Origin of the sequence: Hyalangium versicolor (assembly GCF_020103695.1) — a bacterium.
Lineage (GTDB): Bacteria > Myxococcota > Myxococcia > Myxococcales > Myxococcaceae > Hyalangium > Hyalangium versicolor.
Map to the genome: position 1 here is coordinate 200,386 of NZ_JAHXBF010000012.1, position 15,811 is coordinate 216,196.

At 70.1% G+C, this 15,811-nt stretch carries 9 protein-coding genes; 2 read left to right on the forward strand and 7 right to left on the reverse strand.

From position 1 onward, the window contains the following. Positions 1–10: 10 nt before the first annotated feature. The 5 genes from KY501_RS25195 to galU all read right to left on the reverse strand — a co-directional run bounded on the left by KY501_RS25195 (position 11) and on the right by galU (position 8,060). A complete protein-coding gene (locus KY501_RS25195; RefSeq protein ID WP_224365919.1) occupies positions 11–2,335 on the reverse strand; it encodes a bifunctional SulP family inorganic anion transporter/carbonic anhydrase in 2,325 nt (774 codons plus the stop codon). 606 nt (positions 2,336–2,941) lie between these two features. Continuing rightward, positions 2,942–5,437, reverse strand: a complete 2,496-nt coding sequence (locus tag KY501_RS25200) for an HD domain-containing protein (protein ID WP_224365921.1) — start codon at positions 5,435–5,437, stop codon at positions 2,942–2,944. 39 nt (positions 5,438–5,476) lie between these two features. Beyond that, complete coding sequence (locus KY501_RS25205) at positions 5,477–6,199, reverse strand: lysozyme family protein (RefSeq protein ID WP_224365922.1); 723 nt, start codon at positions 6,197–6,199, stop codon at positions 5,477–5,479. 203 nt (positions 6,200–6,402) lie between these two features. After that, entirely contained in the window at positions 6,403–7,161 is a 759-nt protein-coding gene (locus KY501_RS25210) for a LolA-like protein (RefSeq protein ID WP_224365923.1), read from the reverse strand. Beyond that, on the reverse strand, positions 7,158–8,060 hold the full coding sequence (gene galU / locus KY501_RS25215; RefSeq protein ID WP_224365924.1) for a UTP--glucose-1-phosphate uridylyltransferase GalU: 903 nt from the start codon (positions 8,058–8,060) through the stop codon (positions 7,158–7,160). The genes KY501_RS25210 and galU overlap by 4 nt, the downstream gene beginning before the upstream one ends. A 59-nt stretch (positions 8,061–8,119) precedes the next feature. On the opposite strand from galU, the gene KY501_RS25220 reads away from it, so the two are divergent. Further along, positions 8,120–8,968: a PorV/PorQ family protein gene (locus KY501_RS25220; RefSeq protein WP_224365926.1), complete on the forward strand. Its 849-nt coding sequence runs from the start codon at positions 8,120–8,122 to the stop codon at positions 8,966–8,968. Between the two features lie 6 nt (positions 8,969–8,974). Here KY501_RS25220 and KY501_RS25225 read toward each other — a convergent pair whose 3' ends face one another. Then, positions 8,975–13,831 (reverse strand): tetratricopeptide repeat protein, encoded by a 4,857-nt coding sequence (locus tag KY501_RS25225; protein WP_224365928.1) that lies wholly within the window; start codon positions 13,829–13,831, stop codon positions 8,975–8,977. Positions 13,832–13,852: 21 nt separating this feature from the next. Between KY501_RS25225 and KY501_RS25230 the strand changes: the two genes are divergently transcribed. Next, positions 13,853–14,866 (forward strand): glycosyltransferase family 2 protein, encoded by a 1,014-nt coding sequence (locus KY501_RS25230; RefSeq protein ID WP_224365930.1) that lies wholly within the window; start codon positions 13,853–13,855, stop codon positions 14,864–14,866. On the opposite strand, the gene KY501_RS25235 is transcribed toward KY501_RS25230, so the two are convergent. Continuing rightward, positions 14,817–15,791: an RluA family pseudouridine synthase gene (locus tag KY501_RS25235; protein ID WP_224365932.1), complete on the reverse strand. Its 975-nt coding sequence runs from the start codon at positions 15,789–15,791 to the stop codon at positions 14,817–14,819. The genes KY501_RS25230 and KY501_RS25235 overlap by 50 nt on opposite strands. Between the last annotated feature and the right edge of the window lie 20 nt (positions 15,792–15,811).

Consider the following 15,811-nt stretch of genomic DNA (forward strand, 5'->3'; position numbering starts at 1 on the left):
CCACTCCAGACTATGCGTCCGCGCGCAGCGCCGGAGACTCCCCGCCCTGGGAGCCATTCCTCAGAGGAGCGACCTCCTCCCGGGGCTCATGGCTCCCCAGCAGCTGCCAGCTCTGTGTAGCCGCATCCCACTCGAGCAGCTCCGCGTGGCCCACGTCGTAGAACCACGCGTGCAGCCGAACCCCACCTTCCTCGTACTTGCGGCGCAGCACCGGATACGTGAGGGCGTGGCGGAGCTGCACCAGGGCGTTGCACTTCGCCGCATCCTCGACGGAGGCATCGGGCCGTAGCTCCACCAGCGTGCTGCGAGCCTCCTCCAGCCAGCGCTGCACACCGGGCAGCCCCTCGGGATCGTCCTTGCCCATCAACGCTCGCATGGCGCCGCAGCCCGAATGTCCGCAGACGATGATGTCCGTCACCCCCAGCACCTCCACGCCGTACTCGATGGCGCTGCTCACCGAGGCCGCCATGGGCGAATCCCCGTGGGGAACCAGGTTGCCCACGTTGCGGACGATGAACAGCTCGCCCGGATTCGTGGACGTGATGAGGCTGGGGTTGATGCGGCTGTCCGAGCAGGTGATGAGCAGCGTGTGCGGCTTCTGCCCCTGGGCGAGCCGTCCGAAGAGCGTCCCGAAGCGCCGCCGGTTCTGGCGGAAGCGCTCCACGCCATGCACCAGCCGCTCCCTCGCGGACAGGTGCGCCGAACCCTGAAGCAGGGATGCCACGTCCGTCTCCATCACGGCGAACAGCGGCTCCAGCCGCTTGCCGTGCTCGTGGTGCAGCAACACCTGCTGGACCTCGGGCCTCGCTCCCTGAATCGCAACCCGCGCGCCCCCGTCCAGCAACGAGCCCACCAGCTCCACCAGGAGCTCCGTGCCCGAGGCATCCAGCGCCGTCACCTCCGAGAGATCGATGACGACACCTCGGGACGGATCGAGCGTCCGCGTCTGCTCACGCAGCCGCTCCAGCTTCGCGATGGACAGGAACGTGAGCGGACCGCTCAGCAGGAAGCGATAGGGTCCCGGCATCCCCACGGGGAGCAGGCCCGCCCGCGTCTGCCCCAAGCGCACCGCCACGATGGCGAACGCCACGATGAGGCCCGCCTGCACACCGACGATGAGATCCACCAGCACGATGGCCAGGAAGGTGACCAGGTACACCGCCGCCTCCGTGCGCGACACCCTCCACAGGCCCATCAGCTCACGCGGGTGCAGCATGCGCAGCGCCACCGAGAGCAGCACGCCCGCCAGAGCGGCGATGGGGATGCGTCCCATCACCGGCGCGAAGAGGAACACCGCCGCCAGCAGCACCAGTGAGTGGATGATGGCTGAGCGCCGGGTGCGCGCTCCGGCCTGCACGTTGAGCGCCGAGCGGGCAATCACCCCCGTCACCGGGATGCCGCCGAAGAACGACACGGCCACGTTGCCCAGGCCCTGGCCCACCAGCTCCTGGTCCGGATCATGGCGAGGCCCCTTGGAGAGCTTGTCCACCGCGCCACTGGAGAGCAGCGTCTCCAGCGACGCCAGGGCGTAGACAATGAACGCGGTGCCCAGCAACGGCCCCCACCCGGACTCCGGCAGCGTGGGCAGGTGCGGCGCGGGCAGTGAGCGAGGCAACTCGCCGATCGTCTGCACATCGAGCCCCAGCGCCACGACGGCCACGGTGGGGACGATGACCGCGATGAGCGGAGCGGGCAGACGCGGCAGCACCTTGGGAAGCCCGAGCGCGATGGCCAGCGTCACCCCCGTGAGGGCCAACGCGGCGGGCTGAGCCTGGTGCATCAGCTGCACCATGTGCGCCATCACGTCCACCACATGGCTCTGCTCTGGGGGAGGTAGACCGAAGGCGCGCGGGAGCTGACCAATGAGGATGATGGCGCCAATGCCCGCCGTGAAGCCGGCCACCACCGGCACGGGCACGAAGCGGATGAGCCGCCCGAAACCGAGCACGCCGGTGAGCACCTGCAACACGCCCACTGTCAGGCCGATGACGAGCAGCCCTCCCAACCCATGTTCCTGCACGGCCGCGGCAATGAGCACCGCCATCGCCGCCGCCGGACCGCTGACGGCCAGAGGGGTGCCGCCGAAGATCGCGCAGACGATGCCCGCGACGATGGCCGTGACCAGCCCCACCTCGGGAGCCACTCCCGACGCCAGGGCGATGGCCAGCGAGAGCGGAATGGCGATGCAGGCCACGGTGAGGCCCGCCAGCGTATCTTCCTTCAGGTGGCGTGGGGACAGCAGGGCCCTCCATTCCGGGAGGAGCTGGCGCAGGCCCAGATCGAGACGCAACGAGGACAGATGCGGCCGGAGCCGCGAGAGGATGTGGGTATTCATGGTGGACCGGAGTTCTCAGGACAGGGCTCCGCCATCACGCCAGACAACACCCGGCACGCGGAGCCCCCGAAAGGGTTGAACGAAGCAAGGCCTCACTCGACTCGCGCGAGACAGCACCCCACCCGGGGGCGTCTCACGCGCGGACTTGCGGAGGCTCTTCCCAAGAACTCCGAGGAGGCAGCAGCGCTGCGCGCCAGTGGCTCTCGGCGGCCTCACAGCTCCGAGGAGCCGGGCCTGGGTTTCTCCATCGCACCGGCCGCGCCGGCACGGGCGACACTTCTCCCTGGGACCGCAGCCCTGCCCTGAGCGCGAGCTGGGGCGCCAAGCGCAATCCGTGGAACTTCTCCCCTTCCTCCTCGGGAAGCGGGCCTTGGAGAGGAGCCTGGGAGCCCGCCACGGTGCCCGCGGCGGACCCGCCCAGAGCGCGGACGAACGCGGACGGCTGCTGCAACGCCAGCAGCGCGCACAACGCGAGCTTGAAAAAGGTCGTCCAGCTCAAGGCATTAGCAATAACCACGAGCGTGACGCGTCGCATCCCGGAGTGGGAGAAACCGGCCACTTCGGGACCGAGGGCGGGGATCGCCGCCCTCTGCCCAACAATTCCCGTCAGTGCAATCGCAACATCGACGGGCGCTGGAAGATCCAGGTCCTCCGCTTGCGCCCGTCCGTCGGCGTCCATTCCTTCTCGGACACCTGGACGCTCGCCATCACGTCGTGGAGTGTCACGCCCCAGGCCCGGGAGATGTAGACCCCCAGCAGCGCGGGCAGGTGCACCAGCAAGCGGCCCGCGGCGGTGTGCCCCGCCTCGTGGCAGGGAATGACGATCAGATCCGGGAACTTGCGCACCGGACGCTCCGAACCGTCCACCAGCGTCACCTCGTCCCGCTCGCCCACGAACTCCTGGAGCATCGCCAACGTGAGCGGCGTGCCGGCGCGGTAGCCAATGGGCAGTCCCCCCGGCTCTCCTCCGCACGAGAGCACCGCGAGGCCGATGTCCAACCGCTTGTGGAGCTCATAGCCCTCGAAGTTGAGCTGGTAGCGCTCCCACAACCGCGCCTGCTCCGTGGCCCACCGCGCAATATCCTCGCGCACGGCCAGCGGCTCCGCGTCATCGCGCGTGGCCACGTCCGTGGAGCCCTGCAGCGCTCCCGTGAACTCGCGCGAGTAGCGCGCGCGCAGCCCGCCCGCGGTGATCACCGACAGGCCCGCCCACCGCTGCATTGCCCCAGAGGCGATGCAGATGCGGCCAATGCACTGCCCGCTCGCGTCCAGCACCGGGCGCACCATGGGCGCCAGGAACTCCATCAGCGCCGTGTTCACCCCGCGCGCCGTGTTGCCGATGCGCCGCAGCAGCTTCGTCGCATCCAGCGTCTTCCAGTCGTTGGCCTCGATGACCGTCACCGGCTGGCCAGGGCGCTCCTCCAGCTTCAGCGTCACGTCCAGCGTGGGAGCAATCCGCCCCAGCAGCTCGCTGAACGAGATGCGCTCCTCCGACTCGGACCAGTGGTCCCACTGATCGCTGCGGTCCAGCAGCATCTGCTCCCAGTCCCGCTCGCGCGACAGCCACACGCGCACCCGGGTGCCACCCTCCGGCAGCTGCTCCTCCGGCTCCGCGGGATGCAGGATGGGGTGCGCACCCAGCCCGTTGTCGAACTCCAGGACGTGCGTCACCTCCTGCTGGAAGGGCCGGGAGACAACCCGCAGCCGCTCGCCCCACATGAACACGGAGAAGAAGCCGATGCCGAAGCGGCCCGCCGGAACAAAACCACTGGCCGCCAGCCCCGGGTAGTCCCGGCTCATGTCCTCCGTCGTCCAGTAGCTCGTCCCGAAGTCCATGAGGTGGCGCATCAGCACGCGCTCCGTCATGCCCAGGCCCGTGTCCACCACCTCGATCCAGCGCCCGTTCGCGTCCCGCCCCACCTTCACGGTGATGGAGCCCCAATCATCCTTCAGCCCCTCCAGCGCCCGCCGCGCCCGGACGGCATCCGCCGCGTTCTGGATGAGCTCTCGCAGCGGCACCGAGGGATCCTTGCGGTACAGCTGCGCCCCGCCGATCTGCGCGATGAGGCTCGGCACCTCCGAGATGTGCACCCGCGCATCCACCGGCATCCATCCCTGCGTCTTCACGTGGCTGGCCAGCCGCGTCGCATCGTCCGCGTCCACCACGCCCCGCGCCAGGAAGCGCGACCGGCCGCTCGCCGACAGCAACAGGTCCACGTCGTGCAGATCCCGATCGATCTTCCGCAGCGCCTCGAAGCAGGCCCAGAACATCTCCGCCTCGCTCCGGTTGAAGGGCTCTCCGGAGCCCGTATAGAGGAGGCGATCATGCACGAGCGTCGGCCGGCTGAGCTTGCGGCGGCGCTCCTCGACGAGGAGCGTATCGGCGGCCCGCAGCGCGGCGGCCACCTTCAGCGCATCCACCGTCCAATCCGAAGGAGAGGGCGCCGGCGCCTCGAGCTTCCGCGCCGCGAACACCCGGTTCACCTCCGCCATGTCCCAGCTATGGCTGTAGGCCAGCTCCCCCAGAATCTCGCCGAACTGCCCGCGCAGCGCCGCATCGTCGAGCAGGTACAGCTCCTCGCCACCGGGGCCCTTGCGCGGCGTCAGCGCCAGCTTCTTCGCGTGCGCGAGCGCCAGCACCCGGAGCGCCTCCTCCGTGGCGGCTTGCATGTACTCGGCCGAGGGGCGTGCCATCTCCGCGGGCGTGGGCGAGCGATCCGTCTCCCGCCGGATGCACGTGGTGAGCGCCTCCCTCCACTCCGGCGTGGTGTGCAGCTCCGCCTCCCCGCTCTGCGGCCCAGCGAACCCGGGCCCGAGATCCGAGAGGATCAGCGCACTGCCCAGCACGAAGGCCTCGGCGGCATTGAAGGGATAGTCGTGCCCGACGATGAGGTCGACCCGCTCCCACAGCGCGACGAAGCGGCTGCTGCCTTGCGGGTTCAGCGTGGGGTACGCGGTCCGGATCTGCTCGGCTAGCTGCTGAGCGCGCTGCCATGCCCGGCGCAGCTGCTCGCGCAGATGGGCCCGCGCAGCCTGGGAAGCATCTCCCGCCCTCTCACCCAGCGTCCGCTTCCAGAGTTCCGTTCGCTCGTAATCGAACATGCCCCCAGAATACGGGCGGGCAGCCACTGGGGGCTACTTTCAAGCCCGACCTGTCACCCGGGAGTGCGAGCGAGGGAGGGCAAATCCCATGGGTTCCAACGAAGTTCCTGGCACCTCCCCGTTCGCGGAAGCCCCCTCCATGCCCCCGAAGTGCGGAACCAGCGCCTGCGCCCGCGCCCACACGTCGTTGGAATAATCGTCCCCGGTGGTGCCACGATCCATGTCCCGGATGGTCCGCACGTGGCCCACGCCCGAGTCATACGCCACCACCGCGCCCCGGAGCTGCTGCTCGGCCGGCCAGCCGGGGTGCATCGCCTTCACCTCGCCCAGCAGCCGCGCGAGCACCTGCGCCGCATGATCGATGTGCTCGGCGCTGTGGGCCCCGCCGCGGGGCCGGTAACGCGAGTCGAGCTGCATCAGCCCGAAGCACTCCCCACCGCCCACCAGGCCGTTGTTGTCGAGCAACGCGCCCGCCCGGGACTCGCGGCTGGCCAGGGCAGCCAGGAGAGCGGGGGGTAGGCCGTGCTTCAGCGCGGCGGCCTCGAAGGCGGACTGGTGCTTCAGCAGCCGAGGCAGGTCCGTGCGAGCCAGCTTGTGCGAGGCGCAGATGCCAGCCGACAGCCCATCCTGCCGCGCGGTGGCCACCGAGGCGCCCTTCGGCAGGAACTTCGAGAGCAGGGCATTCGGGTGGGGCGCGTGGGCAGCGGCCTCCTTCATCCGGGCCTCTCGGTGCTCACGCGTGCGCGCAGTGCGGTTCTGCATGGTGTGCTCCTGGCAGCGCCCGACTTCCGGCCAAGGGCGTTGGCTCTGCCTGCAATTGTCCAGGAGGCCGCAAAAAAGTTTCTGCGCACCGCGTCATGGTGGGGGGAAAGCCGCCTGTTTCCGCAGCCCTACCACGCTCCGTACGACACGCCAGTCCTTGATGCCGCGCGGCAATTAGCGGCGATTTTCGGCGGCATTTCCGCTCAGGGGGTGAAGAGCTTGTCAGCGAGGGAGGCGCGCGTGTCCGACTTGATGGCGGTGAAGCGCAGGGTGCGCTGGCCATCGCGCCAGACCTCGATGCTGCGAGGCATCCACTCGCCGGTGGCGGGCGAGGTGTAGTCGATGAAGCGCACATCCCACGCCGTGCCGGACTTCTCCTTCCAGCGCACGCGCGCGGGGCGGAAGTTGTCCTTGTAGATCCAGAACTGGGGCTTGCCCTCCTCGGGATCGCCGAGCACGTACGCCACCTCGCCGCTGAAGCGGGCCAGGGAGGTGGTGCGCGTGGCGATGCCCAGGCTCTGGAGGTACTGCTCCACGGCGTCGCGCGTCTCGAGATCATGCTCCGAGGAGGCTCGAGCCGCGAGGATGGGGCACACCTGGCTCATGGCCGCGGACAGCGCGGGCAGCTCCGAGCCCTCCACGCGCCGGCGCGGGCCCACCTGCACCACGGCCAGCTTGTTGCCCTCCTGCATGGACAGCTCGAAGCGGCAGCGGCCCGGCGCCTTCAGGAGGATGGCGCCATCCGCCACGAGCTCCGAGCGCTCCGTGGGAACGTTGAGCGCGGCGGAGGCCTCCCTCACCCCCGGCCCCGAGAAGATCCAGGAGCCCTCCACCCTCGCGGAGGAGGGGTATTGCGCATCCTGTCCGCCCGTCATCCGGCGCAGGATGGAGCCACCCGGCAACACATACGCCCCCGCAGCCAGCGCGGTGAGCACTCCGACCAGAGCGACGAGTCGCTTCACGGCTTCTCCGTCTTGACGATTTCAGCCATCCACTCGAGCAGCGGGCCCCGGAGTTCGGGGCGCTTGAGGGCATAGGCGATGTTGGCCTTGAGGTAACCCACCTTGTCGCCCGCGTCGTAGCGCTGGCCCTTGAACCGGTAGCCCAGCAGCCCCTGCCGCTGCTGCAGCGTGGCCAGACCGTCGGTGAGCTGGATCTCCCCGCCCACGCCGGGCGGCTGCTTCTCCAGGATGCCGAAGATCTCCGGCGGCAGCACGTAGCGGCCAATCACCGCCAGGTTCGACGGGGCGGTGCCGCGCTTGGGCTTCTCGACGATGCGCTCGATCTGGATGATGCCATCGCCGATCTCCTTGCCGGCGGCGATGCCATACAGGTGCGTCTCGCTGTCGGGCACCTCCATCAGCGCCACCACGCCCTGGTTGTGCTGGCGGAAGACGCGCGCGAGCTGGCGGATGCCGGGATCGTCCGAGTCGATCATGTCGTCGCCGAGCATGACGCCGAACGGCTCGTTGCCCACGAGCTCCCGGGCACACAGCACCGCGTGGCCGAGCCCCAGGGGCTCCTTCTGCCTCACGCTGATGATGTTGGCCATGTCCGAGATGGCGCGCAGCTTGCGGAACTCCTCATCCTTGCCGCGGGCCTTGAGCGTGGTCTCCAGCTCCACGGCGAGGTCGAAGTGGTCGACCATGGACTCCTTGCCGCGGCCACTGATGAGGATGACCTCGGAGATGCCCGCCGAGACCGCCTCCTGGACGATGTACTGAAGCGTCGGCGTGTCGACGATGGGCAGCATCTCCTTGGGAATGGCCTTGGTGGCCGGCAGGAAACGCGTGCCCAGACCCGCCGCGGGAATCACGCACTTGCGAAGCAGGGGCTCTGGTTTCGGGGAGGGAGCAGCCATAGGGGGTCGAATCTAGTGATCGCCCTCGGAGGCATCAAGGCGGATAGGATGCGCGCTCCATGCCTCACCGATTGATGCTCCTGCTGGCGCTGTGTCTGTCCACCACCGTCCATGCCCAGGCCGAAGTCGAGGATCTGCGCGAAATCCAGAGCGCGCGGGGCTACGCCATGGGAGGGGCCTACCGCGCGCTGGGGCTGGGTACTGAGGCCATCCTGGGCAACCCCGCCGCCATGGCCCTGTGGAAGACGTACCGGATGGAGCTGCACGGCTCCTGGGACACCCATGGCAAGGACGCCTTCGGCGGAGTGTCCTTGATGGACGCCAAGACGAGCGACCTGGCAGCCGGGCTGGACTACCACCTGCTCAGCCTGCGCAGCGGCGCGGGCCGGACGACGGGGCACTTCAGCACGCTGGGCTTCGCCCTGCCCCTCACGCCGGGCGTGCTCATTGGCGCCTCGATCCACTACCTGCGGCTGAGCGGCCCTCGGTCGGCCAACGCCACCACCGCGGATGCGGGCCTGCTGCTGCGCTTCTCCGAGGGCCTCACCGCGGGCTTCTCGGCCCACAACCTCATCGACACGCACAACGACGAACTCACGCGGTACTACTCGGGGCACGTGGGCTACCTGGCGGGGAACCTCGCCCTGGCCGGGGACGTGCGCGCGGACTTCGAGACGGGAGAGAAGACCCTCTTCACCTACAGCGTCGGCACCGAATACCTGCTCGGCCAGTCGATCCCCGTGCGCCTGGGCTACACCTATGACGGGTTCCACAAGGCCTCGCGGCTGGGCGTGGGCCTGGGGTTCCTCACGGGCGAGGGTGGCGGCATCGACATCGGCTACCGGCATGATCTCGGCGGCGAGAAGGCCCGGGTGCTGGCCCTCAGCATCAAGCTGCAGGTGGGCTGAGCGGCCTCACGAGGCGCTGCGCAGTTGGAAGTAGCGCTCGGAGGCGGCGAAACGCACCAGCTCCACCACCTCGCGCTCCAGGGCGCGCTTCATCTTCAACGCCGCGAGCGCCGGGCCCACGGCTCCGCAGGCGATGAGCCCCGCGCGGTTGGCTGAGTCCCGAGCCGCATCCGCCAGCGCGGACACGTCGAACTGCCGCGTCGCGGCTCCGAACAGATCCGTCGCGCGCGAGAGCTGCTCCGGCGTCAGGGACTCGCGCACCACGCGGGCTTCGAGGCTGTCGGACTTCCCATCCTTGAGGACCGTGGAGAGCAGCGCGATGCCGCGCAGGACCTGGTCCTTCTTGAGGCTGCGCAGGGCCAGCAGGTCCGGCTCGAGGCAGATGATCGCGCGGCCAGCGTAGAAGCGCAGCTCCGGAGCGGGGAGCACCTGCCGCACCGCCTGCTTGCCCACGAGCAGCCGCGGGGTATTCGTGAAGACGAGCGAGAAGGGCGGGCCGTTGTCCTCGGAGAGCACCACCTCCGGGGCCTCGATCCCCAGCAGACGCTGCGTGAGCTTGAGGGCCTCCATGGACACGGGGGCCCCGGGTCCCAGGTTCGAACGGAGGGGCTCTTTCGTGCCGGCGGCCCGGCCATGCATGGGGAAGAGGCGGCAGAGCGCCACGCCCACGAACGTGAGCAGCTCTCCCGCGGGCGTGCGCAACAGCGGGTGGCGCAGCCCCGAACGCGCATCAGGCGAGAGTTCCTGGCGCGGCGGAAGAACCTGGGTGCCCTCCCGGCCCTCGAGCGCGTCGGCGATCTCGCGCATCAGCAGGGCGCGCGCTCCATCCTGCCGGCCCTCGAAGTAGTCCGCGATCTGGAGATAGAGCTCGGCATCGAGCGGGTACTCGCGCACCTTCTTGAAGACGGCGGGCTCGGCCGCGGGTGGCTCTGGCGACGGAGCCTTGGCCGTGCCAGGGGCTCCCTTGACGCGGGCCACCCGGCGCACGGGCTCCATCTTCCCGGGAGGCGCCTCCCAGGAGATGATCGACGTGTTCTGCACGGAGCCGCTGATCTGCGCGGGCCGGCCGACCTCCGCCTCGGGAGGCGAGACCTTGGCGAAGGCCGAGTCCGCGGACTCCTGGCCTTTGGGAGTCCGTTGTCCCTTGGCGGCAGTGCCCCTCGCGTTCAGGGTCACGCTGCTGGTGCTCAAGGCTTCGCGAGGTGGCGGCGGAGGCTTCATCGCGGCCTGACGAGCCTCCGCGGGAGGCTTGGCGCGCGCGGGCGGCGCCTCCGGCTCGGGAGGTGGTGGTGGAGGAGGCGGACTCTCATCTGGGAAGACGGGGCGCACCCTGCTCATCCGCGCGGTGGCCTTCCGTACCGGAGGCTTCTCCAGGAGGGTCTGCTTCTCCGGAGGCGCAGCGGGCGGTGCAGCAGCACCGTCCTTGGAGGGCGACACGGCCCGCTTCAGGGACCAGGCCGACAGGGACGGGCTGGTGTGATCGGCCTCGTCCTCGCCTCCCCCGAGCAGCGAGTCCAGCTCCCGCGAGGGATCCAACGCCGCGATGTCGACCTTCTTGCTCGCGGCCTTCTTGGGAGCTGCCGCCGCGGGCTTCGGGGCCTTCTCGGGACGAGCAGCGGACCGGGTGGCCTTCGCGGGCGGAGGTGGAGACGCGGGCGCGGGCTCCGAGCCGGGCGGGACGAATCCCTCCGGAGCTTCGGTCGCCGTCTTCTCCTCATCGGAGAAGGGCATCTTGTCCCCGGGGAACGTCACCGCGGAGAACTCGATGGTCGGCCGGGCGTGGTCGGGGAGACGTGACGCCACATCCTCGTGGATGTCGGTGCTGGGCTCGTCCGCCACCGGAGGAAAGGCCTGACCCGACGGCGTCAGATCCAGGTTCCCGGGTGGAGGCATGAGCACCTGGGGACGAGAGCCCGTGCCCTCTCGGCGAGGAGGAGCGCTGCTTCGCGGCGCCTCCGGGATGGGAGGCGAGTTCTTGTCCTCGAGCGAGCGCCGCAGGTTCTCCGCGCGCCGGGAGTACATGTCCGCGCGCGCGGGGTCCTTGAGCACGTTGTGGCAGAAGCTGGCCAGCCGCTGCCAGGTGCGCAGGCGCTCCGCCTCGTCCTCCATGGCGGAGGCGGCATTGTCCAGCGCCCAGGCCGCTTCGCCGATCTGTCCGTGCTCGGTGAGGCGGTCGGCCAGCAGCAGCCAGGCCTCCTTGTGGCCGGGCTCGAAGCGCACGGCCTGCCTCAATTCGGTGAGCACACCCTCCGCGTCTCCCGAGTCCTCCAGGGTGGTCACCAGCTCGATCCGAGCCAGGCGCGCCGTGGGGCCTCGGGGCTCTCGGGCGATCTGCTCGCGCAGAAGGTGGCTGAGCGCCGTCCTGTCTCGCAGCACCCGCGCCAGCTCCAACAGCCGCTCACGCGCGCGGGCATCATCGGGCTCCTCGGAGAGCACCTCGGTCCAGGCCCACTGCGCCAGCTTCGGATCCTTCAGCGAGTCCTCGGCCACGGAGGCGAGCACGCGCAGCGCCTCGGCGCGATCCGGAGAGCGGCGAGGCGCGGCGGAGAGCGCGGACCGCAGGCGGTTGGCCAGGATGGGCCGCTCGGCGTTGGGCACGCAGCGCACGAGCCCCGCGAGCACCAGGAGCATCCCGGGCGTGAGGGCCTCGGCCGTCTCGAAGTCAGCCTTGGCCTGGGCCTTCTCCCCTGCTTCGAGCGCCCGCTCGGCGCGGGTGAGGTAGGCGGCGGCCCGGGCCTTGGCCGTGCGCGCGCTCTGCACCGCCTCGTCGAGCGCCCGCCGCACCAGGGAGGGGTCTCCTCGCTGCGAGAGGAGGCGCAGTTGCTCCTTCAAGGCATCGCGGTCACCAGTGAGCGAGACGATCTCCCGGTAGATGCGCGCCGCGCCCGAGGGATCGCTGAGCTCGTTCTCCATCAACTCCGCGAGCCGGGACAGGGCCTCGGCACGGAGCAGCGGCTCCTTCGCGCGATCAGCACGGGTGAGGTAGAGCTGCGCGAGTTCGCGCCAGGACTTTCGCGCGATGAGCTGCGCTTCCAGGCGCTGCTCGGCCAGGGGATCTTCTTCCTCCTCGTCTTCGGGCGCAGACTCTTCGGACTCGGCGTCCTCCTCGAGTTCGTCGGAGGTGACGGGATGCGCGGAGTGAGCGGTCGTCTCGTCGGGGATCTCCAGCAGCTCGGTGAGCGGCGCCCCTTCTCCGCCCGTGAGCTCGTGTCCCTCTTCCTGGTCATTAGGGGCCGCGAGCTCGTCACTGTCCTCTAGAGGAGGCGGCGGGGAACTCTCCGCAGGCGCGGCGACAAAGGGGGCTATCGCCTCGGCCTGGGGGGCAGCGGAGATAACAGGCTCGGGCGAGGGCTCGACAGCAGCCTCCTCCGGAGACTCCGAGGGAATCGCAAAGGCGGGCTCCGATGGAGCGGCGGCCTCCTCGGGCGGAGCCTCAAGCTGCGAAGGCTCTGCCATCTCCGCGGGAGGCGGTGGGCTGGCGACAGCAGGGCTCTCAGGGGCAGCGGCCTCCACGAGAGGAGCCTCGGGCTGCGAAGACTCTGCCATCTCCACGGGAGGCGGAGAGCTGGCGACAGCAGGGCTCGCAGGGGCAGCAGCCTCATCGGGCGGAGCCTCGGGCTGCGAAGACTCTGCCATCTCTACGGGAGGCGGCGGACTGGCGACAACAGGGCTCTCGGGGGCAGCAGCCTCATCGGAAGGAGGAGCCTCGGCTGTCTCGGGCTCAGCGATGGGAGCAGAAGCGGCCTTCTCGGGCGGAGCCGAAGGCGTGGGACTCGCAAAAGCCACACCCTGGGGCGAAGCGTCCTGGACCGGAGCTGGAGAAGGAGGTGGCGCAACCTGCACGCGGGGAGCCGCGGGAGCGATGGCCTCGGGCTCCGGCATGACACTCAGGCTCTGCTCGGAAGCCGCGGCGGCGAGCATGGCCTCGAGCAGAGGCAGGGACATCTCGACCGTGGCGGTGTTCCTGGGGATGCGGGCCTCGGACGAAGCGCTTTGCGCGAGAGCAGGCTCCGAGGAGCCCGGCTCGACTCGGGGCGGAATGAGCTTCAGCTCCTCCAGCACCTGGCGCGCCTGGGCATCCCGGCCAAGCCGGGCCGCGGCGCTCATGCACACGGACGCGGCCGCGGTCAGCACAGCCTCGGAGGCCCCCGAGGCATGGAGCACCCGAAGCCCATCCAGCCGCACGGTGAAGGCGCCCACCGCGTCTTCCATCTGCTCCAGGTAGTTGGCGGCCTGCCCGTAGCTCTCGGCCGCGCGAGCCAGGTTGCGCAACTGCTCAGCCTGGATGCGGGCGCGCCAACTGGCGGCTCGGGCCGCGCGGTAGTACTCGCCGCGCTGGAAGGCGTCCTGAGCCTCGCGCTCCAGGGAGAACACGAGCGCCTCCCACTTGCCGGTGCGCTCCAGCAGCAGTTGCAGAACCCGGCGCGAGGCGTGGTCATCGGGGACCGCCGCGAGCAGCGCATCGAGTACCTCGATGGCGCGAGGCAGTTGCTCCACCTTGCGCAGCACCCGCGCGAGCTGGCGGCGCACGTCCCGGCGCGCCAAGCCCTCCACCTTGTCCACCGCCGAGGAGAGCAGAGTGATGGCAGCGGCCTCGGTGCCGGCACGGAGCGACACGGTGACGAGCGCCGCTGCGAGCCGCCGCGTCATCGGCAGGGAGCGTGTAGCGCGCACCAGCTCGCCAAAGGCCTTGGGGGCCTGCTTCTCGCGCAGCAACCGGAAGGCCTCCTGGAGGTGCTGCTCCACGCGGCCCTGCACGAGACGTGGGGGAGGCGCGGAGATCGCGTCGACGGCGAGCGTCTCCTGACGGGGCCCGGACGCACCGGGCTCGAGTTCGCTCTTGCCGTTTCTCACGCCACCCATCGCTGAGGCAGTCTACACACGATGCCCGTCCCGGTCGTCACTGTCCTCCTTCCTGCCCGCAACTCCGAGTCCACCGTGGCCCGAGCCGTGGAGAGCCTGCTTGCAGGGACCCTGAGTGAGATCCGGGTCCTGGCGGTGGACGACGGCTCCACGGATGGGACGCGAGGGGTCCTCCAGGAGCTGGCGACCCGGGATTCCCGGGTGGAGGTGCTGGACGGAGGAGGACGGGGGCTGGTGGCCGCGCTCCAACTGGCGCTGGCTCAAGCCACATCCCCCTACGTGGCCCGCATGGACGCGGACGATGAGGCCCTGCCTCGCCGGCTGGAGGCCAGCGTAGCGGCCTTGGAGGCGGACTACCGCCTGGCGGGGGTGGGCACGAGCGTGGAGCTGTTCCGGGATGATCAGCCGGTGAGCCCTTCACTCCAGGCGTACGCGGCCTGGCTCAACGGGCTCACCACGGCGGAGGAGCTCTTCCGCGAGAGGTTCATCGAGAGCCCGCTGTGCCACCCCTCGGTGTGCCTGAGGCGCGAGGCACTCATGGCCAGCGGAGGCTGGGAGCATGGGGATTTCCCCGAGGACTACGCGCTGTGGCTCAAGCTGCTACATGCGGGGCATGGGCTGAGGAACCTGCCGGAGGTGCTGCTGCGCTGGCGGGACAGCTCGGGACGGCTGACTCGGACGGATCCGCGCTACGCGGTACGACGCTTCACGTGGGTGAAGGCTCGCTACCTGGCAATCGGCCCCCTGGCGGAGGGGCGGCCGTGCACGGTGTGGGGGGCGGGCCCCAGCGGACTGACGCTCACGCGGTTCCTCCGTGAGCAGGGAGCGGCCGTGGAACGACTGGTGGACGTGCATCCGCGCAAGGTGGGCACCCGAATCGAGGGCATCCCCGTGGTGTCTCCGGAGCAACTGGGGCCGCCGAGCGGAGAGTTGCTGCTGGTGTGCGTGGGAATCCGTTGGGCGCGAGAGGAGATCCGAGCGGACCTCACGGCTCGCGGCTGGGTGGAGGGCGTGGACTTCCTGTGCGCGACGTGACGGGGAGGATGGGGCCTTCGGGCACGGGGACGCCGGCCGCGGAGAAGAAGCGCCGCAGATCCTCGGGCACAGGGGCTTCGATGCGCAGGGGCTTGCCGGTGCGCGGGTGTGACAGCTCCAGGGCCTGCGCGTGCAGCAGGCAGCGCGGTGCGAGGAGTTCCGCGGCCCGTGCTGCGCCTCCGTAGCGGGCGTCTCCGAGGATCGGTGTCCCGAGCGCCGTGAGGTGCGCACGAAGCTGGTGGGTGCGCCCGGTCTGGGGGAGCAGTTCCACGAGGCAGAACGCCTCACCGGCGTACAGGGTACGAAAGTCCGTGAGCGCGGGGACTCCATTGGCGGCACGGCTCGCGCGCCAGCGCCCGGGACGAGACGGATCCTTCGACAGGGGAAGATCCATCGTACCCGATGCTGGAAGCCCTGGCCCGGTGGCCGCCACGTAGCGCTTGTGCGCATGGCCCTCGCGAAACTCCGCCGCCAGCGCCGACGTCGCCGCTGACGTCTTGCCGAAGACCGTGACGCCGGAAGTCTCCCGATCCAACCGGTGCACGAGCCCTGCGGGCTGGCCGAGCCGCTCGCTCACCCGATCGACCAGGCTCTCCCCCACCCTTCCTTCCGTGGGCTGTGCGGTGATGCCGGGTGGCTTGTCCACGGCCACGAGGTCCTCATCTTCGAACAGGATGCTCAGCGCCGGAGGCGGAGTTGGAGCCGCGAGCGGGCTGCGGCCAGCCTCCTCCAGCACCACCGCGACAACCTGCCCCTGGCGCGGACGGGCATCGGGCTCCCTGCAGCGGCGTCCCGCGAGGTACACGGCGCCCGCCTCCACGAGCCCTCGTGCCACCTCCGTGGTCATCCCGAGTTCAGCGGCCACCGCCTCCACCACGGAGCGCCCGACGAGCCCGCCCTCGACCTGAAAGGTTCTACGCTTCACGGTGGCCCTCCGGGCGGCAC

Coding starts and splice junctions, on each gene's coding strand:
- KY501_RS25195 (WP_224365919.1), bottom strand. CDS start 2,335: ATGAATACCCACATCCTCTCGCGGCTCCGGCCGCATCTGTCCTCGTTG.
- KY501_RS25200 (WP_224365921.1), bottom strand. CDS start 5,437: ATGTTCGATTACGAGCGAACGGAACTCTGGAAGCGGACGCTGGGTGAG.
- KY501_RS25205 (WP_224365922.1), bottom strand. CDS start 6,199: ATGCAGAACCGCACTGCGCGCACGCGTGAGCACCGAGAGGCCCGGATG.
- galU (WP_224365924.1), bottom strand. CDS start 8,060: ATGGCTGCTCCCTCCCCGAAACCAGAGCCCCTGCTTCGCAAGTGCGTG.
- KY501_RS25220 (WP_224365926.1), top strand. CDS start 8,120: ATGCCTCACCGATTGATGCTCCTGCTGGCGCTGTGTCTGTCCACCACC.
- KY501_RS25225 (WP_224365928.1), bottom strand. CDS start 13,831: ATGGGTGGCGTGAGAAACGGCAAGAGCGAACTCGAGCCCGGTGCGTCC.
- KY501_RS25230 (WP_224365930.1), top strand. CDS start 13,853: ATGCCCGTCCCGGTCGTCACTGTCCTCCTTCCTGCCCGCAACTCCGAG.